Raw genomic sequence first — 24825 nt, forward strand, 5'->3', positions numbered from 1 at the left:
AGGGGTGCTGCTGGTGCCCTCGCCGAACAAACGAATACGCCCCGGTCCTGGGACCGGGGCGTTACGGCAAAGGCCGGGACATCCGTGGGATGTCCCGGCCTTTGCCGTGGGTGGAGATGGGGGGAATTGAACCCCCGTCCGATGTCGTGTTGTCAGGGCTTCTCCGGGCGCAGTTTGCGTCGGATTTTCTCGGCCCCAGCCATGCTGCAAACAGCTGGCTGATCCGGGCCCAGTCACCTAAGAGTCCCGTTTACTCCGGTGACGGGAGCAAACAGCAGTGGCTATCTAAATGACGCCAGGATCCGGGGCGATAGCAACCCCGGGCTGACGGACTGTCTTACTGCTTAGGCAGCGAGAGCGAAGTCAGTGCGCTTAGATTCGGCACTTATTGGTTTGCAGACAGCGTTTACGAGATAATTCTGCATCCTCGGCCCGCTTCACCTGTCGCGACTAACATCGTCGAAACCGATCATCCCCGTATTTTGTTACCAAACCGGCTGGCAAGCCTGCCGGACTATCAATACTAACGCATGCCCTGCGGAAATAATTCCTAGCGGCGCCGGTTGCGTTCGCGCATCTCGCGCTGGGCCTCGCGGTTGTCCTGCTGCTCACGCAGCGTTTGCCGCTTGTCGTATTCGCGCTTGCCGCGGGCCACGCCGATTTCCACTTTGGCCCGTCCGTCCACAAAGTACAACTGCAACGGGACAATGGTGTAGCCGGATTCCCGGACCTTGTGGGCGATCTTGATGAGCTCCTCGCGGTGCAGCAGCAGCTTTCGCCGGCGGCGGGCAGCGTGGTTGGTCCAGCTGCCCTGGTTGTATTCGGGAATGTGGATCGCTTCCATCCACAGTTCGTCGTTGTAGAACGTGCAGAATCCATCCACCATGGAGGCGTGGCCCTCCCGGAGCGACTTTACTTCGGTGCCCATCAGGGCGATGCCGGCCTCGTAGGTGTCCAGCACGTGATAGTCATGCCGGGCCTTGCGATTGGTGGCCACCACCTTACGGCCACTTTCTTTAGGCACGGGGAAACTCCTCAGGTTCAGGTTGGCTGCTCCGTGCCCGCGGCGCGGAGCTATACCAGTCTACGGCAGGGGCAGCATGCCCCTAGAGCAGTCCCATGGGGTCAACCGCGACGCCGTTGAGCCAGGTTTCAAAGTGGGCGTGGCAGCCTGTGGAGTTGCCCGTGCTGCCGGAGTAGGCAATCAGCTGGCCTTGCGAGACCCTTTGTCCGTTCGAAACCACGATGCTGGAGTTGTGGTAGTAAATGGTCGTCAGGGTGTTGCCCTGCACCACGCCGTGGTCGATCTTGACGCGCCAGCCGCCGCCGTCGGCGGAGTTCCAGCCTGAGCTGAAGACTTCACCGGCTGCCGCAGCGTACACGGGAGTGCCGCAGGCCGCGCCGAAGTCGATACCGGTGTGCATGTATCCGCCGGTGCCGTAGAAGTCGATGGTGCCCGGCGGGGTCGTGCGGTAGCCGAAGCCGGAGGTGATGGGGATACTGCCGTCGAAGGGGTGGCGGAGGCCAAAGGCCGACGGCGACCCTGCTGCGGGCGGAACATACGGCTGGACAGGCGGTGCCGGGCGGTTCGCTGCCGCCGCTGCGGCGGCAGCTGCGGCTGCCGCAGCCGCGGCCTGCCTGCGCTGTTCGGCTTCCCAGGCCTCACGAGCCTTCCGGTCGCGCTCGGCAATTTCGTTGGCCACCTGGTTCTGGTTGGCCTGGACGCCCGCAAGCTGGGCCTGAATGCCGGGTTTGGCCGCCTGGAGCTCCGCATCAAGGCGGGTGGTATCGGCGATCAGCTGGTCAACCTGGGCTTTCTTCGCCGCGGCTTCGTCCCGGGCGGCCTTCTCACGTTCCAGTGCCGCATCGGCTTTGGCCTTGAGGTCCTTGATCTCACCTTCCACGGCCTGCAGCCGGGCTTCGGAGTTGACGTTGGTGGCGTTCTGCTGGTTGAGCTTGTCCATCGCCGCGTTCTGGCTGCGCATGGCCTGGTCGGCGAGGTCCATGGTGTCGGTTAGGCTGCCGCCGCCGCTGGACCCAAAGAACAGGGAGAGATTGGAGGGTACGCCGCCGGACTTGTAGGCCTGGGTGGCGATTTGGCCGATCAGCTTCTTGGTACCGGCGATCTTTTGCTTGTCAGTTTCGAGCTGCTGGGTGATCTTGGCCTTGTTCTGCTGGGCCATGTCCACCCGGGCCGCCAGGGCTTCCGATTCTTTCACAGCACTGGCCACGCGGCCTTGCGCGTCGAGGAGGGCCTGCTGCGCGCCGGGGAGCTGGCCCTGGTAAATCACCAGGTCACCGGCGGCCTTGGCGATCCTGGAATCGACGAACTCAAGGGAGGCCTGGACGCGGGCCGCTTCGGCCTCGAGCGCGGCCTTGCGGTCCTCGAGGTCGTCGGCGAAGGCCACGGGAGTTGCCACGGCCATCCCGGCGGAAAGGATGACGGCCAGTACACCGCTGACGATCCCCATGCGGCGGGCAGCGGCCCGCCCCCGGCGGAACCGGCGGCGCGGAGAGGTTTGATCGGTTACGTTCATGAGCATTCCTTGGTCGGTTTGCATAGCCTAAACGCGCAAGTATCTGCGAAGGGTCAAGAGAGACGAAATTCCTGCCAAGGATCCGCCAAGGATCAACAGCGCCGGCGCGAGGATCAGTGTCTGGCCCGAGGAAATGAAAGCGGTGTCCGGGTACTGGCGGGACATGTAGTCACCCAGGAAGAACTGCGCCACGGCCCACAGCGTGCCGGAGGCCAGCGCAGCACCGATGACTGCGGCGATGACCCCTTCAAGGATGAAGGGCAACTGGATCACGGTCTTTGACGCGCCCACAAGCCGCATGATGCCGGTTTCCCGGCGCCTGCTGAAGGCGGATAGCCGGATTGTAGTGGCGATCAGCAGGATCGCGCAGACGATCATCACGCCGGCGATGCCCACTGCGACCAGGGAGGCGCCGTTCATCACCGAGAAGAGGCGTTCGAGGAGCTGTCGCTGGTCGATCACGGTCTCCACGCCCGGCTGCGATGAGAAGGTCTCGCTGATGATCTGGTATTTTTCGGGGTCCTTCATGTTGATCCGGAATGATGCCGGCAGCTGGTCCGGGGTAACCGAATCGACGATGGGCGAGTTGGAGAACTGGTCCTTGAAGTGCTTGTACGCCTCATCCCGGGACTCGAACTGGAAGTCGTTGATGTACTGCGCCACGGCGGGTGATTCCAGGAGAGCGTTGAGGCCCTGCTGCTGCTCAGGGGTGACCGGCCCGGACGCGCACCCGGGCGCGGTCGAACCGTCGCTGCACAGGAAGATGGCTACTTGGACCTTGTCATACCAGTACCCCTTCATCTGGTTGATCTGCATTTGGAGCATCCCGGCGGCGCCCACGAAGGTGAGGGACACGAAGGTCACCAGGATGACCGAAACCACCATGGAAAGGTTGCGGCGCAGGCCGCTGCCGATCTCGGAAAGGATGAATGCAAGCCTCATTGCCGTGCCTCACCTTCGGCACCGTTGCCCGGCAGGCCGTCGTCGGGCGTTTTCCTGCCGCTGGCGTCCTTGAGCCGCCTGGACTGGCCGACGACGGGGATCATCGAGGTGTACAGGGCCTTGGCTTCGTCCCGGATCACCACGCCGTTCTTGAGCTCGACCACCCGCTTGCGCATTTCGTTGACGATGTCGTCGTCGTGGGTGGCCATCACTACCGTGGTTCCGTTTTGGTTGATCTTGTCCAGCACACCCATGATGCCCATGGACGTTGTGGGGTCCAGGTTTCCTGTGGGTTCGTCGGCCAGGAGGATCCCGGGCCGGTTGACCACGGCCCGGGCGATGGCCACCCGCTGCTGCTCGCCGCCGGACAGTTCGTGCGGCATGCGGTGTTCCTTGCCTTCGAGGCCAACGGTCTTGAGGACCTCGGGGACGGTATCGCGGATGACGCTGCGGCTCTTTCCGATGACCTGCATGGCGAACGCCACGTTGGCGAAGACGTTCTTTTGGGGCAGGAGGCGGAAGTCCTGGAAGACGACGCCGATGCCACGGCGGAGGCGCGGCACGCGCCAGCTCGAAATCCTGGCAACGTTTTGGCCGGCGACGTAGACGGCGCCCGAAGTTGCGCGGTCCTCCTTCAGCACCAGCCGGAGGAAGGTGGACTTCCCGGAGCCCGAGGCTCCCACCAGGAAGGCGAATTCGCCGCGATCAATCTCAAGGTTGACGGAGTCCAGCGCAGGCCGGGCTTTTTGGTCGTAGACCTTGGTGACATTTTCGAATCGGATCATGGCCCTAAGTACCCTGCAGGGCATGGCTGATTGTTCTGATGCAGCCCAGTTCTGCAGCCGGTGCACGGGTTTTCGTTTGGGGGAAGTAGGGCCCCGGCCCCTCGACTATACGCAGGATGCCCGGCGCTAGGGCGGGCTTTCGGGGGCGTGTCGCCGGATCCGATCGCGCCCGGCAGCCGCCCGGCTACTTTTCGGCGTTGCGGTTGTCAGTACGCCAGCGGATGCCGGCGTCGATAAAGTCGTCGATCTCGCCGTCGAATACAGCTGATGTATTGCCCACCTCGTGTTCAGTGCGCAGGTCCTTCACCATCTGGTAGGGATTGAGGACATAGGAACGCATCTGGTCGCCCCAGGAGGCTTTGACGTCTCCCGCCAGGGCCTTCTTCTCCGCGTCTTCCTGTTCCTTCTTAATCAGGAGGAGCCGGGATTGCAGCACGCGCATGGCGGCGGCCCGGTTTTGGAGCTGTGACTTCTCGTTCTGCATCGAGACGACGGTGCCGGTGGGAATGTGGGTAAGGCGCACCGCGGAGTCGGTGGTGTTCACCGACTGGCCGCCGGGCCCGGACGAGCGGAATACGTCAACCCTGATTTCGTTGTCCGGGATGTCGATGGAATCAGTCTGTTCGATCAGCGGTATGACTTCCACGGCCGCGAACGATGTCTGGCGCCGGCCCTGGTTGTCGAACGGGCTGATCCGGACCAGGCGGTGGGTCCCTGCTTCGACACTGAGGGTGCCGTAAGCGTAGGGCGCCTTGACCTCGAAGGTGGCCGATTTCAGGCCGGCTTCCTCCGCGTACGAGGTGTCCATGACCGTCGTGGGGTAGCCGTGCCGCTCGGCCCAGCGGAGGTACATGCGCATCAGCATCTCGGCGAAATCTGCCGCGTCGACACCGCCCGCTCCCGCACGGATGGACACCACGGCTTCGCGCTCGTCATATTCTCCGGACAACAGGGTGACCACTTCCAGGTCCTTGAGGGCCTTCTTGATGGATTCGAGTTCGGCCGCGGCCTCCCCCATCGAGGCGGCGTCGTCCTCGTCCTGGCCCAGTTCCACCAGCACTTCGAGATCGTCGATACGCGAGGCCAGGTTGGTAAGGCGTTCCAACTCGGACTGTCGGTGGGAGAGACGGGAGGTGATCTTCTGCGCCGCTGCAGGGTCGTCCCACAGGTCCGGCTCCCCTGCCCGCTCGCTGAGCTCGGCGATGTCTTCACGGAGTGCATCCACGTCGGAGACGCGTTCGATGGACTCGTAGGTGGCGCGGAGGGCGCGGATTTCAGCGGAAAAATCAATATTGGCCATGGTGGTTTAACCCTACGCTATTGGGGCTTACGGCCCGGCGCCGGCCGCCACCGGAGATTGGACCGCCGGGCCAGGCATCAACGGGTCAACCGGGAACGTGCCGTGGAGGTGGCCTCGATGCGGATTCCGTCGGGAATCAGGAAGTTCACTACCGGCGGGTGCACCGCAGCGGTGAGGACTACGACGGCGGTGGAACCGTCGGGCGATCCCGTTCCGGGGGCGACGGCGAGGCCGGAGAACCGTTGGGCGGCCGGGCTCCTGTCGACGAAGTCGGAGGCCACGTTGCGCACGCGGGCGGGGTTGAGGACAGCCGATGGAGTTCCGCCCTGCGATGAGACGTCGCCGAGCGTGTAGCTGTCGGCAGCCGCCAGCGATGCTCCGTCAGCCAGGGAGAGCAGCCGCTTGTGTTCGACGTAAACACTGGATATTCCGATGACGACCGTTGCCACCAGCAAGGCGAGGGCCACGTAGCCGACGATCATCACCATCAGTTGGCCCTCCTCGCTATTTTGCGCACGGGGTGTCACCGGTACCGCCCCACCAATTGGGTGGCGGAGGCCTGGACATCCGTGGCCGACAGTCCTTCCGCAAAAGGGAGGAAGGGCAGCGGCACGCTGAGGCTGACGGTCACCGTGACGGCACTTCCCGCAGCAGTGCAGTCTGCTGGTTGGCAGCTTGTCGTCATGGTTGCCCGCCCCGGTTCTTGCCCGAAATCGGAAAGAGCCAGGGTTACCGCCCGCTCTGCGGCCGCTTGCGCGGTGACGGGGTCGGACTGGGCAACGTACACCTTTGCTGCCTGGTCGGCGGCGCCCACCACGGCGAAGGAGCCGCCCTGGATCTGGGACACGGTGATGACGAAATACACCAGCGGGACCATCAGCAGGAGTGCCAGGAAGGTGAATTCGACGACTGCACTCCCCCGTTCGTGCTCGCTCACGTGCCGCTGCACGTCCTCCCGGTTGGGACGCGGCGGGTTCACCGCCAGGCCGGGGGCGTTTGCATTTCCCGGATATTGTCCGGCGTACGGTGCCCGTTCCCGGCAGAGTGCTTCCGCGAGCCTTGTCCTGATGCGGAACCTGATGGCGGTGCGGGGCGGCTTGTCTGTCGCTGACGGATCACGGCTGGATGGCCGCATGCCCTTTCACCTCCAGCATCTCCCGGGGACCGATCAGGCCGATGACCGGCAACGGGGACCGGACTGTCACCTCCAGCGTGCGCATCCCTTGATGATCTACTTCCCGGGTGCTGACCTGCTCGGCAAATCCGGGATTCAGGGCAGTTTCGATGAGGCTGCGGGTCCGTTCCTCGGCGTCGGCGGAGTTGCGGTCTGCCAAGGTCCCGTAGCGGGCGCCGGACGCGGCAGCATCGATGAGCGTGTTCCGAACGTGCAGGACCAAGGTCAGCTGGATGATCGCGAGGAAGAACATCGTGAGCAGCCCGCCGACCAGAACAAAATCCACGACGGCCGAGCCCCGCTCCCCCTCAGACCGAAGCCCGGGACGCGCCTCAGGCCCTGGAGCGGAGCGTGCCAAGGGTCAGTTCCCTACTTTGTCCATGGCCTGGTTGAACATGGCTTCCAGTGCAGGGCCGGCGAGCGCCAAGAGAGCCGCTACCAGGACGGCGGACATCAGTGTGATCATTACCCAACCCGGCACGTCCCCACGTTCCGGGTTGTCTCCCGGGACTCCTGTGGATCGGTGCCCGTCCGCCGGGCGGTGCAGTTCACACTGCACGACGGCGGCCATGCCGATAAACAGCATCACGAGACGGTTTCCCATTGTTTTCATGTTGCGTCCTTTCCTGATGAATACGGTGTCCTTGCACGAGCTGCTTTACGACAAGTGGCCGCCCACAGCTTCAGAAGCCCAAATTGATCGCTGCTATGCCCGGGAATACGGCGAAGACCACGGTCAGCGGGAGTATCCCGAAGACCAACGGCACCATCATTGCTATTTCTTTCCTGCCCGCCGCCTCCATGAGGTCCCGCTTGGCCGAATCACGAACATCCTGGGCTTGGGCCCGGAGCACTTCCGCAAGGGGTGTTCCCCTGTCCACCGCAACGATGATTCCGTCAACGAACCTGACCAAGGGCGCCAGGTCAGTACGTCCGGAAAACTCCTCCAAGGCAAGGATGAGCGGCTTCCCTGCCCGCGTCTCCGCGAGGATCTTCGCAAACTCCTTTGACAGTTCCCCGTGGGCGCTCCTGCACACCCGGTCCAGTGCACCCGTCGCGCTTTCCCCCGCGCTGACAGCCAAGGCCATCAGCTCCGCCAGGCTGGGGAATTCGGCCATCATGCGCGCCTCACGGCGTCGCACCTGGGCGCCCAGCCAGTAATCCCGCAAAACAAAACCTGCCGCCGCGCTGCCAATGATTGCGGCCACTGCAAAGATCGGGCTGAACCTTCCTGCGGCGGCTCCCAGAAGTACGACCGTCACGGCGATGGCAAAACCGGCCGCTGCCCAAAGCAGCTGTTCCGCACGGAAGTCAATGGGTGACTTGCCGATTCCCGCTTGGGCCAGCCGCCGATCCATTGCTCCCGGTGATGGGTTTAGCCGGGCCAATGCGGAAAGCCAGTCGCGGAAGACCGGACGGAGAATCCGCTCCAGCGGGCCGAATGGTGTCAGATTCGGATCGCCCGTGCTCAGGAGCCGCGACTCCAGGTTCTGCGACTTAAGCTGGGGCTCGATCCGCTCAGAGAGCGTCATGGCACGCATCGGCGGGGACCTGAAGATCACAAGCCACAAGCCGATGCCAAGGCCGATTCCGAAGACAACGGCGGCGGCCGGGACGGCCATCATCGGAGCACCCTTTCATCCTGGGGCAGCGCGCCAATCTTCAACATGATGGTGTAGCACATGAGCGAGACCACCAGGCCCCCAAGCAGGACTGCAGCGCCCAGGGGTGTGTTGTACGCCTGGATTGCTTCCGGTCTGGTTGCCAGCAGCACCAGCACAATCCATGGTGCGGCGACAGCAAGCCGGGCCGCGTTGATCGTCCAGGATTGCCGCGCTTCCAGCTCACTGCGCGTGCGGGCGCTTTCACGAAGGAACTCTCCCAGGGTGCCGAGCAGCCGCCCCAGATCCGAGCCGCCCACTTCACGGGTGAGGCGCAATGCTTCAACAATGCGGTCTGCGACGGGGTCGGCAAGCCGGTGTTTCAGTTTATTCAGGGAGCCGTCGAATTGGCCGCCGGCCCGGTAATCGGCTCCGAAATCGCGGAACAGGGGCCGGAGTTCCTCGGGCCCTTTGTCGCCGAGTTGAATGAGGGCCTCAGGCAGCGGGAGGCCGGCGCGGATTGCCGAGCGAAGGTGATCAACGACGTCTGGCCAGAGCTGGCGGAGCAACGCTGACCTTTTTCGTGCCCGCCAGCGAAGCAGCGTGACAGGCAGCCACGATCCGAAGAGGCCGAAGCAGCCGGCAATCGGCCATGAACGACTGAGCGCGAAGAAGACAAGGGCAATGAACAGCCCCAGACCAAGGCAGGTCCCGACCAGGCCACGGGCCGAAACTTTCTCCACGCCCGCCGCAACGAGCAGGTCGCTGATACGTCCTGGCTTCCGCTCCCGGCGTCCGGCATCAGGAGTCTCCCAGCAGGACCACCAGATGAGGAAGAACCCCACCCCGGCCGCAGCTCCCACCATCGCTGAAATCATCGTGCGTCCAACAGAGCGGCGACGTCGTATCCCGCCCGGGAGAATTTTTCCGCGGCCGGCATCGCGTTTGCCCTGGGCTGAAGGACGCCGCCCTCCAGGGCGAAGACGAGGGACGATTCAATGATTCCGTTCTCCACCCGGCGCCCCAGAGAGAGGATTTGGGTGACCTGCCGCCGCCCATCTGCCTGTCTGCTGCAGTGCACGACAAGATCGATGCACGATGCGACTGTGGGAACTACAAACGCACTGGAGATGTTTTCTCCGGCCAGCAACGGCAGCGTGCAAATCTTCGTGACGGCGTCGTGGGCAGAGTTTGCGTGGACGGTACACATTCCGGGAAGCCCACTGTTGAGTGCAATCAGCATGTCGAGGCTTTCGGCTTCCCGGACCTCGCCCACGACCAGTCGGTCTGGCCTCATCCGCAGCGCTTCCTTGACCAGGCGCCGGAGCGGGATCTCGCCTTCACCCTCCAGGTTGGGTTGCCGGCACTGGAGGCCCACGACGTCGCGCAGCGGGAACTGCAGTTCGAAGATTTCTTCAACCGTGATCACGCGTTCCCGGCTTCCAATACTGGCGGCCAGGCAGTTCAGCATGGTCGTCTTGCCGGCCTGTGTTGCGCCGGAGACCAAGATGTTAAGGCCGCTGGCAACTGCCGCTCCGAGGAACCGCGCGGATTGGTGAGTCAGCGTTCCGAGCTCAACCAGGTGCTCGAGGCGGCTCGCCTTCACCACGAATTTTCGAATGTTGACCGCCCAGTGGCGGCGCGTGACGTCCGGGATGACCACATGCAGCCTGGACCCGTCAGGCAGGGCAGCATCGACGAAAGGCGAGGACATATCCAGCCGCCTGCCGGAGCTTTTCAGCATGCGCTCCACGAGATCACGCACCTGCTGCTCCGTCAGGCTCAGTGATGTCAGTTCCGACTCGCCGTTGCGCGCTACAAAGATCTCGTTTGGCGCGTTCAGCCAAATCTCTTCTATCGAAGGATCGTCGAGCAGCGGCTGGAGTACACCGAACCCTGCCACGGCGTCGAACAGGAATCTGCGCGCTGCGTCCAGCGGGCCGATGGGAGGAAGCGGGCCCATCAGTGCCCGTTCGTCGTAATCCGTGACCGCGGCCTCCACCAGGCGCCGGACCTCACCCGCTTGCTTGAGCGGATCCAACCCACGGCGGCGGATAAGTTCGCGGACCTCGTCCTCGACTATTCCCAGCGCGTCCATATGTTCCCCCATACAAATGCCGCCTCCGTCGGAGGCACTGCGACTGGCTTACAGCCTAGGGAGCGTACACCACGCTGCCAAGTCATATGGGCGTCCCCTGTGGACAAAGTCGCCCATCCTTCAGCGCAAGGTGCCGGTGGACGCGCTAGCGGGCGCTGGGAACTCGATCTTTAGTTGCCGGGCCGGATCGCTTGGCAGGCCGCTTCTTCAACATCATCGCGGGCCGCTCGATGGCAAAGTAGGTTACTGCCGACAACGGCAAAACGATGCCAAGCACCAAGACCACGTTGAACGGCAGCGCAAGGGCAGACGACCCGACCGTCAATTGCCGTCTCATGAGCCAGAGATGACCGGCAGATGCCACAGGTAGATGCTGTAGCTAATGAGGCCGACAAACCGGATCGGAGACCACTCCAGCACGGCCGCGAGCCGGTTCGGCCCGTCGTTCCTGGACGAGGGAAGAACAACCGCAAGGAGAAGCAACGCCGAAGCAACGCCCGCGAAGTTGGACAGAAACGGCATTGTTCCGCCCGTGCCGGCCACCAGAGATGCGGCGGCTCCGGCCACAAGGAACAGCTTGGCAGGGATGCCCACGCGCCGGACGCCGCGCTCGTTCAACAGGACAACAATAAGTGCGGCGGCCATTCCGTACCCAAACAGGTCAGCCTGCCCAAGAAAGCTTCGCAGCAGGACCGCGGTCCACGTCTGACCAAATGCGAAGTCAATGCGCTGTGCATAACCAAGGTTGTCAGCTGCTAGGTGACCCCAGAAGGAAACGCCCAGGCCAATGACAATCAGTGCGGCTGCCGGGACCGCCAGCGCCGTCGCCTTGGGCATCCCCCGCCTGATGAGCCTAGCGGCGAGCAACGCCATGACGGGGACGGCCACGTAGAAAGTGATTTCAGCCGTCAACGACCACGCCACAGGCAGACCACTCATCACGAACTGGGGAATGAACATGTGTACCAGCAGTGCATTGGCGACGAATTTCGCCGGATCTGTCAGGCGCCCGACGTTCTCCGGACCAAAACCGTGCGTACTGCCCACCAGGTAGACGCATCCCATGGCGAGCGACGCCACACAGAAGATGAGCAGGTAGGCCGGATAGATGCGGAAGACCCTGTTTCTTGCATATCGCCGGAATGACGGCAGCTCGCTGCCGCGAAGAAGCGACGAAGCGAACGGCCTGAACAGCAGGAACCCTGAGAGGACAAAGAACAAGGGCAACCCCTGCCCCAAGACTGGCAAGATGACTTGGCCGACCGGCCCGGCGTGCACTTCATCGGAGGCCATCAAGCCGACATGGTAGGCCAGCACAGATAAAGCCGCGGCAGCCCTGAGGCCTTCAATGCCGGCGAGCCGCCGGCCCCAGGTCGGGGCAGGTGCGACATCGTTGTCCAAGGTGTGTCCTTGCCTCGTGGACGGCATAAGTGACAGGCGTTTCACTTTCGCAGAATGGCGCACGGCACATCGACCTTCCAGTTTCCCGGCGCCGTTGCGACCGCGTGTGAAGCCAATGCGGGATCGGCAGAACAGGCTGCGCGGGCCCCAGCTACACCTTCGGCCCAGACGGGACCGTCTTGGCGGAATGAAAAAGAGGGGAAGAAATACAAGCACTGCAAAAGGGCGAAGACGGCCAGCACAGAGGTTGCGGCCTTGGCAGATGTTTTTTCCAAAGCCACTGCCAGGAGAGGAAGGAGGACAAGAAGAAACATGGACGGAACTACGCTGTATCTGCCCAACAGGAATTCACGCCACTGCGGGGCCTGAAATTCCGCATAGTTGAACTCCTTGGAGAAGTTAAAGAGCACAGCCGCAGCCCAAACGCCCACCGAAGCGACAACTGCGATGACGGCAATGACGCGATGGACAGCGGTGCCTCGAAAAAGGAGAAAGAGAAAAGCCGCGAAAAAAGGGAGCGCCGCCAACACGATCGGGATGGCACCAAAGTTCAGAATGAGCAGCGCAACTTGGTTGGAGGTGCCGAACATTACGGCCGAGCTGCTATTGAGGAACCACCCAACCACCACGGACAAAAGGTTTGCCGGCTCAAACGGAGCAGAACGCGGATAACTTAAGGTCGTGAAGACCTGGCATGCGATACCCAGCAACAACCCGGCCCTGGCAGGCCATAACCAACGGTCCCGAAACCGGTAAAGGAAAATCGGAACACACATCAGCGTCAGTATTTCGGTCAACGATGAGAGGGCGCCCACTGCGAACAGAAGAATGCCCTCAGGTTTGTTCCGCGCCGGTTTGATAAGCAGCCAGGGAGCGAGCCAGAGGAGGTACCAATGCAGATTGGCAAAATTGCCCTGCGTCTCCAACGCTGCCGGTGCCACCATAATGGTGATCGATGCCCACGCCAGCCTAGGTACAAAGCGCGTCGAGATGGCGCTGGCACAATGGAAGACCATGAGGGCGACGAGACCAACGATCAGGCTGCTCAAAAGTGAGATGGCCACGGCATAAGCGTCCACAGGGAACAGGCGGACGACGAATGCGGCTGCAAATCGCGGCACCACGTGCAGATAGCCTTGATACGGAGCAAATACTCCCAGAATTCCAGGACGGGCCAGTGCATCCTGAAGGAATACCGCTCCGTCCTCTGCCCAGATGGTCCCTTGGGCTGTTGGGCTAAGGCGGGCAAAGGCAATGAGACCGGCCCCTAAAACAGCGACGGGAGCTGCTGACATCCTCCAGCCAAGCGCCATGGAAGCGTAAGAGCCCTGATTGCTGTTCATCGTCCCTTAAGGCCCGCGGCGTTGAGCGTACGAAGCCGGCTAGAAATGGATGCGCGGTCAACGGATGCTCTCTCCGGACGCGCCTCATGAATGCTACCGGATACGCCGACGATTCAATCAAAGCCCCGGTGCGGACGGACTCGACGCTGAATCCTCACAGGAGCCCCAACAGAAACACCCATACCACTGGTCCCCCACGCACCACGATGCTATGGTGAGCGCGTTAAGTGTCAGTAACTGTGTTCGACAGGCCCCTGGGGGGACCACGGCACAGCAAACCAGATGAGCGTTCGGGGGAGCGCGCATTGCCGTCCGGAGCCAATATGAAGCGGAACCTGTCTCAGTCCCGTAGCCAATTCCTAAAGTACCTAGGGGTTGTTCCGCTTGCGCTTGCACTGGTGGCAGGCCCGGGCCTCACAGGCCCCGCGGTCGGGCTTGAACCGAGTCCGGCCCCTGCCCCTTCCTCGTCGCCGGCCGCCGCACCGCCGATTGCGCCCCAGCCCACGACAGAGCCCGCTGCGCCCACCACGGCACAGCCCTCCCCCAGTCCGACCCAAAGCCCGGTGGCCACACCGTCACCAAAGCCCCAGTCGATGGCAGATGCCATCGGACCCGGCGGCGCGCAGATGGGTCAGCGATCAGCCCGGGTAACGTCCGCCGCGTCTGCTGCCGCCACCAAGCCCAACAGCGTCGAAACTCTGTCCGCGCAGGGTTCATGGATGCCCACCTTCGGAGTCCAGGGGCTGGACGTCAGTTATTACCAAGCATCCGTTGACTGGCAGCAGCAATGGAACATGGGCGCGCGCTTTGCCTATGTGAAGGCATCTGAGGGCAATTACTACACAAACCCCGCCTACAGCTCCCAGTACCAGGGATCCCGAAACGTAGGGATGATCCGCGGAGCGTACCACTTCGCAATTCCGAACTGGTCGTCCGGAGCAGACCAAGCCACATACTTTGTCAACAATGGCGGGGGGTGGTCCCCCGACGGATATACGTTGCCACCAGTCCTCGACTTCGAATTCAACCCTTACGAGGGCAGGACCATCAACGGCTTCTACTTCGGCAACACGTGCTACAACATGTCCCCGGGACAGCTGGCTGCCTGGGTCCAGGACTTTGGAAACACGGTCAGATCGATGACCGGCAGGCTGCCCATGATCTACACCAACACGAGTTGGTGGAATCAATGCCTCGGCAATCAGACAGGTTTCGGTGACTACCCGCTGTGGGTTGCCGCCTACCCCGGTTCGCCGACCAACGACGCGGGCGCAGTTCCAGCAAGCTGGGCAACCTACAGCGTCTGGCAGTACAGCAGCACGGGCCCGCTGGCCGGAGACTCCAACGTATGGAACGGCGACTACGCATCGCTGCAACGGTTCGCCGGAGTCGCCTTGCCCACCGGCAACTTTGACGATCTCTCCGTAATCAAGAACGGGAGCGACGTCAGCCTTCGAGCCCGTGGATGGTCGGTGGATCTGGCCAACATTCCGGCGTCGAACCAAACGCATGTCTACATCACCGGCCCGGACGGAACCACAACAGGCTATCCCTGGACAGCAAATGCCTACCGACCCGACGTCAACAACGTCTTCGGCTACGGTTCGTCCCATGGCTTTGACGGGACGGTACCTATCACCAAGTCGGGAAATTACACGGCTTGCGCCTTCTCCATCGGATCCTTCGGCAATACCTCTCTTGGCTGTAAGTCCATCACCGCTTCCGGCGTCGAAGCCCCGGTAGGCAACTTCGACAGCCTCAGCGAGGTCAGGACAGCCGACAAGGTCGCCGTCCAGTTGCGGGGATGGGCAATCGATCTTGCCAACCCGGCCGCCAGCACCTATGCGGACACATACATCACAGGTCCGGACGGCACGACCACCGGCTACCGCATGTCCGCAAACACATCCCGGCCGGATGTCCAGACCGTGACGGGCCTCGGATCGAATCACGGCTTTGACTACCAGGTGACATTGACTGCTCCAGGCGCCTACCAAGCGTGCACATATGCCATCGGGCAAAATTCGAATGTCCCGCTCGGCTGCAAGAGCATCTCCATCGCACCAAGCCCCGCCCCCATGGGTTCCTACGATGGACTCTCCCTCGTACAGGCACCCAATTCCGCGAACCTCCAATTGACCGGCTGGACCCTGGATCCGAGCTACCCGGGAAAGAACAACACGGTAAGCGTCTACGTGTCCGCCAAAGACGGCACACCCGTAGCCAAACCGGTTATGGCAACGGCAACGGCGAACCTTGCCCGGCCTGACGTGAATGCCGCCTTGAATACGATAGGCAACCACGGGTACCAAGCCCAGATCGCGATCAGCGCCCCCGGCAACTACACCGTGTGCGCCAGAGCCGTAGGGGTTGCCCCCCTCGCAGCAGGGCCTACCCCGCTGGGCTGCCGCGACATCACCGTACGACCGACTCCTCCCACCATGGGGAGCCTCGACACGGCCGGCATACAGGTTTCGAACGGCCAGGCGTCACTGACCACCCAGGGGTGGACCTTGGACCCGGCCATGCCCGGCGTCTCAAACCCCGTGCACGTCTACATCACCTATCCTGACGGCACCACGAAGGGGTATCCGTTCACCGCCAACCTCAAACGGACGGACGTTAATTCTGCCCTTCAGACCATCGGGGACCACGGATACTCCACCACCGTGCCGATTACTGCACGTGGACGGTACAGCGTGTGCACCTACGGCGTGGCAGTCTCAGTGTTCAGTACCCTCAATACGCAACTGGGATGCCGCAGCCTCGTGTACTAGAGCATCTCCCGGGATGACAGACGGTCAGCCAGGGACCCCTGGAACATGGGAGGGACGACCGGAGCGTTCGCAACACGCGATAGGATTCAGGACTGTACTTTGTCCGTCGGCACCCGCCTACGGGCAATGTCCATCCCATGATCGGAGTCCCCACCGTGGCTGTGAAGGCCCTTCCCGCCCTGCTGACCCGCTTCGGCGGATTCGCGGCGTCTCTCGTCTTCTCGACGGCCATAAATCTCCTGGCAATCCCGTTCGTCATTGTCACTCTTGGCAAGGAGACATGGGGTGAACTCGCACTGGCCCAAGCCACTGCGGCGATCTTCGGGATCATCGTTGCGTTCGGATGGGGAACCGTCGGAGCGGCGCTCGTCGCGTCGCTGGCTCCCGCGCAGCGGCCGCAGATGTACATCGACTCATTGGTCAGCCGGACCTACCTGTTCCTGATGGCGGCCCCGGTGATGTATGTGGTCATGCTTCTGATCACGCAAAACAACCCGCAAGTGGCCGCGCTGGCATCCGTCAGTTATGTCCTGCCGTTCGTAGGCGCATCGTGGTTCTTCATCGGCCAGGCCAAGCCGTGGAAACTGTTCTTGCTGGACGTCCTGCCCCAAGGTCTTGGCATCGTCTCCGGCGTCCTGCTGATCCAGTTCATCCCCGAACCGATCCTTTTTGTGGCCTGCCTCCTGTTGTTCAATCTCCTCGCCGTTCTGCTGGGCGCAACCGGAGCCACTGCCAGAACCGGGCACCGCGTGAAAGCCGACTTTCGATTCACAGCCGCCATGGCGCGGCTGAAGAGCCAAAAATATGGGGTCATCGCTGCCGGGACAGGCAGCCTTAACAGTAACCTCCCCATGCTCGCCGTGAACCAAGTCGTAACGGCCGCGCTCCCACAATACGCACTGGCAGATAAGCTCTTCCGGTTTGCCGTGGCCGGGTTCGGCCCCGTGCTGCAGGTTATCCAGGGCTGGATCCCTGAGGCGGGCCCAGGCCAACGGGACCACCGCATCCGCACCGTTGCCAAATTGGCTCCCGTGGCTGGCCTGGGCGCCGGAGTACTTCTGGCAGCGTTGACGCCGTGGGCCAGTGCGTTGTTTTCAGGCGGGGAAATCCTCATCGGCTACAGCCTCAGCGTCCCGTTCGGCCTGATACTCGGGGGTGTGATCGTGGCCCAGGTTGTGGGCCTGGCGTGCCTCATCCCGCTGGGTAAGGGCGCCGCCCTGGCAAAATCAACAGCCGTCGGGGCCGCGTTCAACGTTCCGCTCATGTTCGCCCTGGGCATTGCCTGGGGGGCCCCCGGCGTCGCATGGGCAGTTGGCGTTGCGGAACTCATCGTGGCGGCTTACCAGCTCAGGGTCGTCCACGACAGTCTCCGCAGTTCGACTTCTGTTACTGACAACGCAAGCAAGACGCACTGAACGCCTGAGGGCAACGGGTGCCTGGCGCTGGAGGCTCCGGCAGGCTGTAATCAGCTCCTGCGTGCACCCAGGCGCAAAAGCTCGACGGGGCTGCCGGCGACGAATTCGAGGAAGCATGGCCTCGCGATCTCGCCGCGGCGCAACCCGGAAAAAAGCGTCCGCATGGTCGAGGCCCAGGAATGCCCTGATTCAAAAGGAGTCAGCTCCCCGCCGGCGGGCCCCACCCGTCGCGCCAGTTCGTCTGCCATGGTCCGGCGCCAGCCGAAACTCAAGTCATTTGCAGTGCGAAGCAGGTCAAGGGGGCCGCTCCCGCCGCGGTACTTGCGGGACATGGCCGAGACGTTCGCCAAGGACCTTGCCACGCTCCGGCGGGCCTCGACCTCGCCCAGGACGTTGGCGGCATGCTGCACGTAATCCTGGAGGATGTCGTCGACGACCAGCGCTCCCCCCGTGGCCTTCGCACACACAGCGAGCCAATGGTCGTGGACCTGGGTAACCGCCGCGAACCGCGGAAACGGCAGGGCCAGGTCCAGGAGGTCACGGCGAAAAAGGCAGAGACTTCCCGTCACCTGGTTCTGGGCGATCAGCGATCCCAGACTGACGTCTTTGCGGTGCGTTGAGTCGGCCACAACGTCATTCCCGGGGCGCCGGACCACACGGGCTTGACCAGCAACGAGGCTGACATCATGCAGGTGTGGAAGGAGCGTTTCGATCTTTGCCGGGTACCACGAGTCGTCCTGGTCGGACAAAGCAACCCACTCGGCGTCCTCCGGTACGTGTTGGAGTACCCGCTCGAAATTTCCGTAAAATCCCAGTCGGTCCGGAAAACCGAGGACCTTGAAACGCTGATCCCCATTCATCTCCCGGGTGACAAATTCCTGGACCTCAGCGTGGCCGCCGTCGGCTGAAATAAGGCACTCGAAGTTGGCATGCGTCTGCGCCTGTATCGAAAGCAACTGAGCCCTGAAAAGGTCCCAGTCAGGTTTGTACGCCGCCAGGGCGATGATTCCAAAGGAAGAGGAGTCAAAGGGCATGGTGAACGTCTAGACAGTCGCCGACTGCTGCGCAAGGTAGGCTTCAAGACCCTCACGCGCAGCCCTGGGAGCGAAACCGGATGCCTTGATCTTCGAAAGGTCGAGCACGCTGCTGAGCGGTCGCGGCGCAGCATCCTTGCCCTTGAAATACTCTGCCGTACTCACACCGGAAACAGCATCACGGGAGCCACCGGACAGCGCGTAGACGTCCTTTGCGATGTCGGCCCACGACTGCGGCTCACCGTCGTTTGTCAGGTTGTACGTCCCGTAGTCGGCTGCGCTCTCGAGAAGGTGCCGGATGCCCGCCGCAATGTCCTCCGTGAATGTCAGGCGGCCGATCTGGTCGTTGACCACTGACGGCTCAATCCCCCGGGCGGCGAGCGACGCCATCGTCCTGACGAAGTTGTTGCCATCGCCGATAACCCAACTCGTGCGAAGGATGTAGTGGCGAGCCACCGTGCTGACAATCGCGTCCCCTGCCGCCTTGGTCTGCCCGTACACCCCCAGCGGACTGAGAGGCTCGTCCTCCGAATGGATGGACTGGGAACCGTCGAAGACGTAATCGGACGAAACGTGGACCAGGGTCAGGCCATGCTCGACGGCGGTCTTTGCCAGGTGCGCGACGGCGGTCACATTGTTGGCCCAGGCGGCGATCCGGCCTTCCAGGGTCTCGGCCGCATCGACGGCCGTGTACGCCGCCGCATTGATGATGGTCGAATAGTTCTTCCAGTTCCTGGCTGCAAACGCTTCAGGATCGGTGACGTCAAACTCCGCCCGGCCGACGAACTCCGCGGACGCGTCCTCGGCGTAAAGCGTCCGCAGGGCCTTCCCCAACTGACCGTTCGCCCCCACCACCAGCGTCTTCTTCGCCGGCATGGGCACGACGTCGGCCAGCCGTGGATGCGCTTTGTCCTTGTCGGACAGTTCTGCCTGTTCAAGCGAAATCGGCCATTGGATGGCTGCGGACTCGTCGGCCAGGTTCAGGAACGTGTACTGTCCCTGCGCATCGGCTGACCAGTGGTCATTGACCAGATAGGTGTACGCCGTATTGTCTTCCAGAGTCTGGAAGGCGTTCCCGACGCCGCGTGGAATAAAGATCGCTTGGCTGGGGTCGAGTTCGGCCGTGAACACGCTGCCAAACGACGGGCCTTCGCGAAGATCGACCCAGGCACCGAAGATGCGCCCGGTGGCAACGGAGATGAACTTGTCCCAGGGCTCCGCGTGGATACCACGCGTGGTACCGGCCTTTTCGTTGAACGAGATGTTGTTCTGCACCGGCCGGAAGTCGGGCAGCCCAAGGGCGAGCATCTTCTCGCGCTGCCAGTTTTCCTTGAACCATCCCCTGTTGTCCCCATGGACCGGCAGGTCATAGACGACGACGCCGGGAATTGGAGTCCGGTGGGCAGCAAGCTTTTTGGAGAACTCGATGGTCATCGGTTACTGGCCCTGTTCCTTGTACTTCGCTTCCGTCTGGGCCTTCTGCGGACGCCACCAGTCCTCGTTGGCCCGGTACCAGGCAATGGTGTCCTCGATGCCCGCGTCAAAGTTGGAGAACTGGGGTGACCAGCCGAGCTCATCGCGCAGTTTGGTGGAATCGATGGCGTAGCGCAGGTCATGACCCGGGCGGTCCACCACGTGGTCATAAGCATCCGGCGATTCACCCATGTGCTTGAGAATCAGCTCGACAACGTCCTTGTTGTTCTTCTCACCGTCAGCACCGATGAGGTAAGTCTCTCCGATCCTGCCCTTGGCAATGATCGCCAGGACAGCAGAAGAGTGGTCGTTGGCGTGGATCCAGTCGCGGACGTTCTCGCCCTTGCCGTAGAGCTTGGGACGAATGCCATCGATGACGTTCGTGATCTGGCGCGGAATGAACTTCTCCACGTGCTGGTAGGGGCCGTAGTTGTTCGAGCAGTTGCTGATGGTCGCTTGAAGGCCAAAGGACCGCACCCATGCCCGCACCAGCAAGTCCGAACCTGCCTTCGTGGACGAGTAGGGACTGGACGGGTTATACGGCGTCTGCTCGGTAAACCGCTCGGGGTCATCCAGCTCAAGGTCTCCGTAGACCTCATCCGTGGAGATGTGGTGGAAGCGCTTGTTGTGCTTTCGCGCAGCCTCGATGAGCGTGTACGTGCCAATGATGTTCGTGTCCAGGAAAGGACGGGGGTCGTGCAGTGAGTTGTCGTTGTGCGACTCGGCCGCGTAGTGGACCACGACGTCGGCGGCAGCCACCAGCCGGTCCACCAGCTCTGCGTCGGCAATGTCGCCCTGGACAAATTCGAACCTGCCCTCGGGCAACCCCTTCAGCGATTCCATGTTGCCTGCGTATGTCAGCTTGTCCAGGACGGTTACACGGTCATCCGTGTTCTCAAGAACGTAGTGGACGAAGTTGGAACCAATGAAGCCGGCGCCGCCGGTGACAAGGAGATTCTGCATGAGCCCAGCTTAGCGTCTCGGCCCTCCCCCTCACCGACCGCGGACTCTGCGCGACGCCTCAAGGACCAGCCGGGCAAGCATGAACCGTGCGGCCGCTATGCGCCGGAGCGAACGGAAGCCGGCCGGCGTCTCGTTTTGTTCATGAAGGCGCCGGAGCAAGCTCGGCGCTTCGAGGTGGGCAATTGACTGTGCAAGGTTGCCGCAGATGGCGATCCAAAGATCGTGCGACTCCCGGACGTAGGACGGGATGGGGGTGACGACGTCAACGAAGTCGCGCCGGAACGCCATTCCGCAACCGTAATAGGCGCGGTAACCGACCATGATTCCCACGAGGTTCGCCATGCGCCGGCCGTCCATTTTCCCCGTCAGTGGCGGGATCCATGGCCGCGGGCCGCCGCCGAGCATGGCAAAGTTCGTGGCTACCACGGCGGCGTTCCGGAGGCCGTCCAGCATCAGGGCGACCCGGCCGGGAACCCAGACGTCATCCTGGTCGGACAGGAAGATGAAGCTGCCCCTGCTCGCGCCGATAGCGGCTTCGAAGGCGCGGACGTACCCCACGTTGCTGGCTCCCCGAATTAGCCGGATTCTCGGGTCCTTGAACCCGTTGATGACGTCAACGGTGTCGTCGGGGGACGCGTCGTCGTAGATGACTAGCTCGTCCGCGGCATCCAGCTGGTCAAGTATCGAACGGATTTGGTCCGCGATGAAGGACGCACCCCGGTAGCTCGCCATGCAAACGCTGACACGGGTGGCGGAAGGAACGCTGGGTGGGATGCTGGTCATGCAACCGACACTAACTGATTCACCCCTGCCTCTGGTGGTGGCTGACGATGTGCGCCACTGCCAGGTCCGCCGCGGACTCGGCCGCGCCGGCCGGCACGCGCTAGGATGCGAACCACTGGCCAACTGGCTGGCGGGGCAGCCGCGGCCTGCCGACTGTCCGTGCAGGCTCCGGACAGTGCGCAATCGCCGCGTTGATATAGTTGGGACATTATGCGCAATTTGGAAAACAACCGTGTGCTGGTCATCATGCCGGCGTGGAATGAGGCTGATTGCGTAGGGGCAACCGTGGCCGAAGTACTGAGCCTCGATGAGCCCTACGACGTCCTAGTAGTGAATGACGGCTCGACCGACGGCACACCGGACCTCGCAGCGGCGGCAGGGGCAACTGTCCTGAACCTGCCGTTCAACCTGGGTGTCGGGGGCGCGATGCGTGCTGGATTCAAGTACGCCCAGCGCCTGGGCTACCGGCAAGTCATCCAGGTTGACGCCGACGGGCAGCATGACCCGCGAAATATCCGCGAAGTACTCAACGGCCTGGAATCAGCCGACATCTCCATCGGCGCCCGGTTTGCCGACCGCGGCGACTATGCCGTGAAGGGCCCCCGGAAGTGGGCAATGAAACTCCTGGCGACTGTCCTCACCAGACTTGCCAAGACGCCGCTTACTGATGTGACTTCCGGATTCCGCGCTGGAAACAGCCGCGCGATCGCGCAGTACCTGGACCACTACCCGGCTGAATACCTTGGAGACACGATCGATTCGCTGGTGGTGGCCATTCGGTCCGGGCTCAAGGTCACGCAGGTTCCCGTGGCGATGCGGCCCCGGCAGGGCGGCACGCCGAGCCACCACCCCATCAAAGCCGCCGTATACCTCGGCCGTTCCTTCTTCGCACTCGCCTTCGCCCTCACGCGCAAGCGATCCAATGTTGCCTTGCCCCTCCCCCTGATGGCAGGAAAGAACTGATGCCGAATATTGCCGCATTCTTCCTGGCCCTGGCCATCGTCGGGCTGGTCGCGGAGATGCTCCGACGCAAGAAGCTGCGCGAAAAATACGCGATCTGGTGGCTCGTCGTCGGAATTGCCACCTTGGTTCTTGCCGCGTTCCCGCAGCTCCTGGATTACGTGGCCCAGGCAGTCGGAGTCCAGCTCCCCTCCAATCTGCTGTTCATCCTCAGCATCCTGATGCTCCTGGGCGTCTGCCTGCACCTGTCCTGGGAAATATCGGTCGTTGAAGAAGAGACCCGCGCCTTGGCCGAAGAAGTTGCCATTTTGCGGATCCAGATTGAACGGATTAACGAGGTGATGGTTGCCGGCCGGCCCGGAGGCAGCCAGGACCCGGAGGTTGAGCCCTAGTGGTGGAACCCTCGCTGGACATCTTCGTGCCCTACTGGGGCGATCCCGACTACATGAAAATCACGGTTGACAGCGTCCTTGCGCAAACGGATCCGCACTGGTTCCTCACGGTGGTGGACGACGCCTACCCGGATCCCACGGTGGAAGATTACGTACGGAACATCGATGACCCCAGAATCACGTACGTCAAGAAAGCCACGAACGAAGGCATCACCGAGAGCTTCAGGACCTCCATCCAGATGGCCCGGCAGGATCTGGTCGCCGTAGTTGGCTGCGACGACATCCTCCTGCCGAACTATGTGGAGACAGTGCTGCAGGCCTACCGTGACAACCCGGAGGCGGACATCATCCAGCCGGGGGTCCAGGTCATTGATGCGGCGGGCGACCCCGCACGCACCCTCGTGGACACCGTCAAACAGCGGCTCCTCAGGCCGTCGGCAGGCGCTCCCCTCCTCCTGTCCGGCGAAAGGCTCGCCACGAGCCTCCTGCATGGAGACTGGTTGTACTGGCCGTCCCTCACGTTCAAAACCTCGTCAGTCCGCACCGTCGATTTCCGCGATGAGTTCCGCATCATCCAGGACCTCGCCCTCATCATCGACATGATCCTTCAGGACCGCTCGCTGCTGGTGGTGCCCACTGTTGCCTTTGCCTACCGGAGGCATACCGAAAGCGCATCTTCGCTCCTGCTCCAGGACGGCTCCCGCTTCGACGGCGAACGCGAGTACTTCAGCCTGGCAGCCACGCTCACCCGGTCCCGGGGCTGGCGCCGGGCGGAACGGGCCGCCAAGCTTCGGCTGACGTCGAGGCTTCATGCCTTGTCGCTGATGCCCGGCCTGGTGAAATCCCGTAACTTCGGAGCAATCCGCACCATGGCCAAGCACGGGCTGGGTGCCTGATGGCCGAGACGTCCCAAAGCACCCGGACAGCCGCCGTCGTCAGCACCTTCAATCCTCACCGCAATGTTCTGGGAAACTGCGCGGCACTGTTGGACCAGTGCGTCGACGTCGTTGTCGTTGACGACGGCAGCACTGCCGCCGACGAGTCCGTCTATTCCGAACTGGAGGCGCTCGGCTGTACGGTTTTGCGCCTCCCGCAAAACTCCGGAATTGCGGCGGCCCTGAACAGCGGCATCGCACTTGCACGGTCCCGTAACCCGTCGCTTGCATTCATTCTCACCATGGACCAGGACTCGCTGGTCCAGCCCGGATTTGTCCAAGGCCTTGAGGGCGCTGCTGGTGCGGCAACCGGCGCCGGGCTCGGGGTGGGCATGGTGGCGCCAGGGGAAGTCAGCGGACTGCCGCGGCGGGTGGTGCGGACTCACCACGGAGTGACCATCGGGGACGAGCCGGTCCAGTCGGGTCTCCTGATTCCAACGGCCAGCCTCGACGCCGTGGGGCCCTTCAACGAACAGCTGTTCATCGACGGGGTGGACAGCGAGTTCTACCTGCGCGCCAAGGCCCGGCAACTGCACTGCGTCATTGCCCTTGACTGCTCACTGAACCATTCCCTCGGCACCATGGTTCCGGCGCGCCTGGGTCCGTGGCCTGTCACATGGCGCGGAAAGCCACTGATGGTGAGGACCGCCTCCACCTGGCGCTACTACTTCATTGTCCGCAACCGCGTCCTGTTGGCGGCCAGGTTTGCGCTCAGGGAACCCTATTGGACCGCGCGGGGACTGCTCACGGACCTCCGGCACCTGACTGTCGTCAGCGTCCTCGCCCCCGGCAGGCGCCAGCGCCTCGTAGCGGCCCGAAAAGGCCTCGCCGACGGGCTCCGGCGGAAGTCGGGCCCGGGACCCGAACGGCAGCCCGGCACCTGATCCCGTTTTGGCCGTGGCTGCGTCGTGG

At 62.8% G+C, this 24825-nt stretch carries 24 protein-coding genes, 1 other RNA gene and 1 pseudogene; 6 read left to right on the forward strand and 20 right to left on the reverse strand.

Annotated features, from left to right (window positions below; all coding sequences use genetic code 11):
• Positions 1-108: 108 nt before the first annotated feature.
• The 15 genes from ssrA to AC4EEV_RS03745 all read right to left on the reverse strand — a co-directional run bounded on the left by ssrA (position 109) and on the right by AC4EEV_RS03745 (position 13181).
• Positions 109-477: a transfer-messenger RNA gene (gene ssrA / locus AC4EEV_RS03675) on the reverse strand.
• Positions 478-550: 73 nt separating this feature from the next.
• On the reverse strand, positions 551-1024 hold the full coding sequence (smpB, locus tag AC4EEV_RS03680; protein WP_026264249.1) for an SsrA-binding protein SmpB: 474 nt from the start codon (positions 1022-1024) through the stop codon (positions 551-553).
• 82 nt (positions 1025-1106) lie between these two features.
• Positions 1107-2537 carry a M23 family metallopeptidase gene (locus AC4EEV_RS03685; RefSeq protein ID WP_018760180.1) on the reverse strand — a complete coding sequence of 477 codons (1431 nt, stop codon included), beginning with the start codon at positions 2535-2537 and terminating at the stop codon, positions 1107-1109.
• 27 nt (positions 2538-2564) lie between these two features.
• Positions 2565-3479, reverse strand: coding sequence for a permease-like cell division protein FtsX (ftsX, locus tag AC4EEV_RS03690; protein WP_018760181.1), 915 nt, complete (start codon positions 3477-3479; stop codon positions 2565-2567).
• Positions 3476-4264, reverse strand: a complete 789-nt coding sequence (ftsE, locus tag AC4EEV_RS03695) for a cell division ATP-binding protein FtsE (protein WP_491330170.1) — start codon at positions 4262-4264, stop codon at positions 3476-3478. The genes ftsX and ftsE overlap by 4 nt, the downstream gene beginning before the upstream one ends.
• 184 nt (positions 4265-4448) lie before the next feature.
• Positions 4449-5564, reverse strand: a complete 1116-nt coding sequence (gene prfB / locus AC4EEV_RS03700; RefSeq protein ID WP_491330171.1) for a peptide chain release factor 2 — start codon at positions 5562-5564, stop codon at positions 4449-4451.
• Between the two features lie 77 nt (positions 5565-5641).
• A complete protein-coding gene (locus tag AC4EEV_RS03705; RefSeq protein WP_109045098.1) occupies positions 5642-6052 on the reverse strand; it encodes a pilus assembly protein TadG-related protein in 411 nt (136 codons plus the stop codon).
• A gap of 35 nt (positions 6053-6087) precedes the next feature.
• Positions 6088-6699: a hypothetical protein gene (locus tag AC4EEV_RS03710; RefSeq protein ID WP_491330172.1), complete on the reverse strand. Its 612-nt coding sequence runs from the start codon at positions 6697-6699 to the stop codon at positions 6088-6090.
• Entirely contained in the window at positions 6680-7024 is a 345-nt protein-coding gene (locus tag AC4EEV_RS03715; protein WP_491330173.1) for a TadE family protein, read from the reverse strand. The genes AC4EEV_RS03710 and AC4EEV_RS03715 overlap by 20 nt, the downstream gene beginning before the upstream one ends.
• Positions 7025-7099: 75 nt before the next feature.
• Complete coding sequence (locus tag AC4EEV_RS03720; RefSeq protein WP_109045100.1) at positions 7100-7351, reverse strand: hypothetical protein; 252 nt, start codon at positions 7349-7351, stop codon at positions 7100-7102.
• A gap of 70 nt (positions 7352-7421) precedes the next feature.
• Entirely contained in the window at positions 7422-8363 is a 942-nt protein-coding gene (locus AC4EEV_RS03725; protein ID WP_491330174.1) for a type II secretion system F family protein, read from the reverse strand.
• Positions 8360-9217: a type II secretion system F family protein gene (locus AC4EEV_RS03730; protein WP_491330175.1), complete on the reverse strand. Its 858-nt coding sequence runs from the start codon at positions 9215-9217 to the stop codon at positions 8360-8362. The genes AC4EEV_RS03725 and AC4EEV_RS03730 overlap by 4 nt, the downstream gene beginning before the upstream one ends.
• Positions 9214-10437: a TadA family conjugal transfer-associated ATPase gene (locus tag AC4EEV_RS03735; protein WP_491330841.1), complete on the reverse strand. Its 1224-nt coding sequence runs from the start codon at positions 10435-10437 to the stop codon at positions 9214-9216. The genes AC4EEV_RS03730 and AC4EEV_RS03735 overlap by 4 nt, the downstream gene beginning before the upstream one ends.
• A 333-nt stretch (positions 10438-10770) precedes the next feature.
• Positions 10771-11838 (reverse strand): acyltransferase family protein, encoded by a 1068-nt coding sequence (locus AC4EEV_RS03740; RefSeq protein ID WP_491330176.1) that lies wholly within the window; start codon positions 11836-11838, stop codon positions 10771-10773.
• Between the two features lie 41 nt (positions 11839-11879).
• Positions 11880-13181, reverse strand: a complete 1302-nt coding sequence (locus tag AC4EEV_RS03745; protein WP_491330177.1) for a hypothetical protein — start codon at positions 13179-13181, stop codon at positions 11880-11882.
• 719 nt (positions 13182-13900) lie between these two features.
• On the opposite strand from AC4EEV_RS03745, the gene AC4EEV_RS03750 reads away from it, so the two are divergent.
• A complete protein-coding gene (locus AC4EEV_RS03750; RefSeq protein ID WP_491330842.1) occupies positions 13901-15958 on the forward strand; it encodes a GH25 family lysozyme in 2058 nt (685 codons plus the stop codon).
• Between the two features lie 137 nt (positions 15959-16095).
• Complete coding sequence (locus AC4EEV_RS03755; RefSeq protein ID WP_491330178.1) at positions 16096-17373, forward strand: lipopolysaccharide biosynthesis protein; 1278 nt, start codon at positions 16096-16098, stop codon at positions 17371-17373.
• A 50-nt stretch (positions 17374-17423) separates the two neighbouring features.
• Here the strand turns inward: AC4EEV_RS03755 and AC4EEV_RS03760 are convergent, their stop codons facing one another.
• The 5 genes and pseudogenes from AC4EEV_RS03760 to AC4EEV_RS03780 form a co-directional block, all read right to left on the reverse strand.
• Positions 17424-18002 (reverse strand): hypothetical protein, encoded by a 579-nt coding sequence (locus tag AC4EEV_RS03760; RefSeq protein ID WP_491330933.1) that lies wholly within the window; start codon positions 18000-18002, stop codon positions 17424-17426.
• 63 nt (positions 18003-18065) lie between these two features.
• Positions 18066-18407, reverse strand: a pseudogene (locus tag AC4EEV_RS03765) (glycosyltransferase); the annotation flags it as partial.
• A 9-nt stretch (positions 18408-18416) separates the two neighbouring features.
• Entirely contained in the window at positions 18417-19841 is a 1425-nt protein-coding gene (locus tag AC4EEV_RS03770; protein ID WP_491330179.1) for a sugar nucleotide-binding protein, read from the reverse strand.
• A 3-nt stretch (positions 19842-19844) separates the two neighbouring features.
• Positions 19845-20843 (reverse strand): dTDP-glucose 4,6-dehydratase, encoded by a 999-nt coding sequence (rfbB, locus tag AC4EEV_RS03775; RefSeq protein WP_018760197.1) that lies wholly within the window; start codon positions 20841-20843, stop codon positions 19845-19847.
• Between the two features lie 30 nt (positions 20844-20873).
• The gene (locus AC4EEV_RS03780) at positions 20874-21626 is read right to left on the reverse strand and encodes a glycosyltransferase (protein ID WP_018760198.1); all 753 of its coding nucleotides are present in this window, start codon (positions 21624-21626) and stop codon (positions 20874-20876) included.
• Positions 21627-21836: 210 nt separating this feature from the next.
• On the opposite strand from AC4EEV_RS03780, the gene AC4EEV_RS03785 reads away from it, so the two are divergent.
• From AC4EEV_RS03785 to AC4EEV_RS03800, 4 genes are read left to right on the forward strand one after another with little or no spacing between them, the layout of a single operon-like run.
• Positions 21837-22589, forward strand: a complete 753-nt coding sequence (locus AC4EEV_RS03785; protein ID WP_109045109.1) for a glycosyltransferase family 2 protein — start codon at positions 21837-21839, stop codon at positions 22587-22589.
• A complete protein-coding gene (locus AC4EEV_RS03790; protein ID WP_109045110.1) occupies positions 22589-22978 on the forward strand; it encodes a DUF2304 domain-containing protein in 390 nt (129 codons plus the stop codon). The genes AC4EEV_RS03785 and AC4EEV_RS03790 overlap by 1 nt, the downstream gene beginning before the upstream one ends.
• Positions 22978-23874 carry a glycosyltransferase family 2 protein gene (locus AC4EEV_RS03795; protein WP_491330180.1) on the forward strand — a complete coding sequence of 299 codons (897 nt, stop codon included), beginning with the start codon at positions 22978-22980 and terminating at the stop codon, positions 23872-23874. The genes AC4EEV_RS03790 and AC4EEV_RS03795 overlap by 1 nt, the downstream gene beginning before the upstream one ends.
• On the forward strand, positions 23874-24797 hold the full coding sequence (locus AC4EEV_RS03800; protein ID WP_491330181.1) for a glycosyltransferase: 924 nt from the start codon (positions 23874-23876) through the stop codon (positions 24795-24797). Before AC4EEV_RS03795 ends, AC4EEV_RS03800 begins: the two co-directional genes overlap by 1 nt.
• Positions 24798-24825 lie beyond the last annotated feature (28 nt).

It is taken from the genome of Pseudarthrobacter sp. MOO14 (assembly GCF_058267675.1).

What these genes read in the sequence shown, in the direction of transcription:
- AC4EEV_RS03745 (WP_491330177.1), bottom strand. Translation starts at nt 13,181, where the DNA reads ATGAACAGCAATCAGGGCTCTTACGCTTCCATGGCGCTTGGCTGGAGG.
- AC4EEV_RS03720 (WP_109045100.1), bottom strand. Translation starts at nt 7,351, where the DNA reads ATGAAAACAATGGGAAACCGTCTCGTGATGCTGTTTATCGGCATGGCC.
- AC4EEV_RS03730 (WP_491330175.1), bottom strand. Translation starts at nt 9,217, where the DNA reads ATGATTTCAGCGATGGTGGGAGCTGCGGCCGGGGTGGGGTTCTTCCTC.
- rfbB (WP_018760197.1), bottom strand. Translation starts at nt 20,843, where the DNA reads ATGCAGAATCTCCTTGTCACCGGCGGCGCCGGCTTCATTGGTTCCAAC.
- AC4EEV_RS03790 (WP_109045110.1), top strand. Translation starts at nt 22,589, where the DNA reads ATGCCGAATATTGCCGCATTCTTCCTGGCCCTGGCCATCGTCGGGCTG.
- AC4EEV_RS03755 (WP_491330178.1), top strand. Translation starts at nt 16,096, where the DNA reads ATGATCGGAGTCCCCACCGTGGCTGTGAAGGCCCTTCCCGCCCTGCTG.
- AC4EEV_RS03800 (WP_491330181.1), top strand. Translation starts at nt 23,874, where the DNA reads ATGGCCGAGACGTCCCAAAGCACCCGGACAGCCGCCGTCGTCAGCACC.
- AC4EEV_RS03750 (WP_491330842.1), top strand. Translation starts at nt 13,901, where the DNA reads ATGCCCACCTTCGGAGTCCAGGGGCTGGACGTCAGTTATTACCAAGCA.
- AC4EEV_RS03705 (WP_109045098.1), bottom strand. Translation starts at nt 6,052, where the DNA reads ATGGTGATGATCGTCGGCTACGTGGCCCTCGCCTTGCTGGTGGCAACG.
- AC4EEV_RS03735 (WP_491330841.1), bottom strand. Translation starts at nt 10,437, where the DNA reads ATGGACGCGCTGGGAATAGTCGAGGACGAGGTCCGCGAACTTATCCGC.
- ftsX (WP_018760181.1), bottom strand. Translation starts at nt 3,479, where the DNA reads ATGAGGCTTGCATTCATCCTTTCCGAGATCGGCAGCGGCCTGCGCCGC.
- AC4EEV_RS03780 (WP_018760198.1), bottom strand. Translation starts at nt 21,626, where the DNA reads ATGACCAGCATCCCACCCAGCGTTCCTTCCGCCACCCGTGTCAGCGTT.
- AC4EEV_RS03785 (WP_109045109.1), top strand. Translation starts at nt 21,837, where the DNA reads ATGCGCAATTTGGAAAACAACCGTGTGCTGGTCATCATGCCGGCGTGG.
- ftsE (WP_491330170.1), bottom strand. Translation starts at nt 4,264, where the DNA reads ATGATCCGATTCGAAAATGTCACCAAGGTCTACGACCAAAAAGCCCGG.
- AC4EEV_RS03770 (WP_491330179.1), bottom strand. Translation starts at nt 19,841, where the DNA reads ATGACCATCGAGTTCTCCAAAAAGCTTGCTGCCCACCGGACTCCAATT.
- AC4EEV_RS03725 (WP_491330174.1), bottom strand. Translation starts at nt 8,363, where the DNA reads ATGATGGCCGTCCCGGCCGCCGCCGTTGTCTTCGGAATCGGCCTTGGC.
- AC4EEV_RS03710 (WP_491330172.1), bottom strand. Translation starts at nt 6,699, where the DNA reads ATGCGGCCATCCAGCCGTGATCCGTCAGCGACAGACAAGCCGCCCCGC.
- AC4EEV_RS03685 (WP_018760180.1), bottom strand. Translation starts at nt 2,537, where the DNA reads ATGAACGTAACCGATCAAACCTCTCCGCGCCGCCGGTTCCGCCGGGGG.
- prfB (WP_491330171.1), bottom strand. Translation starts at nt 5,564, where the DNA reads ATGGCCAATATTGATTTTTCCGCTGAAATCCGCGCCCTCCGCGCCACC.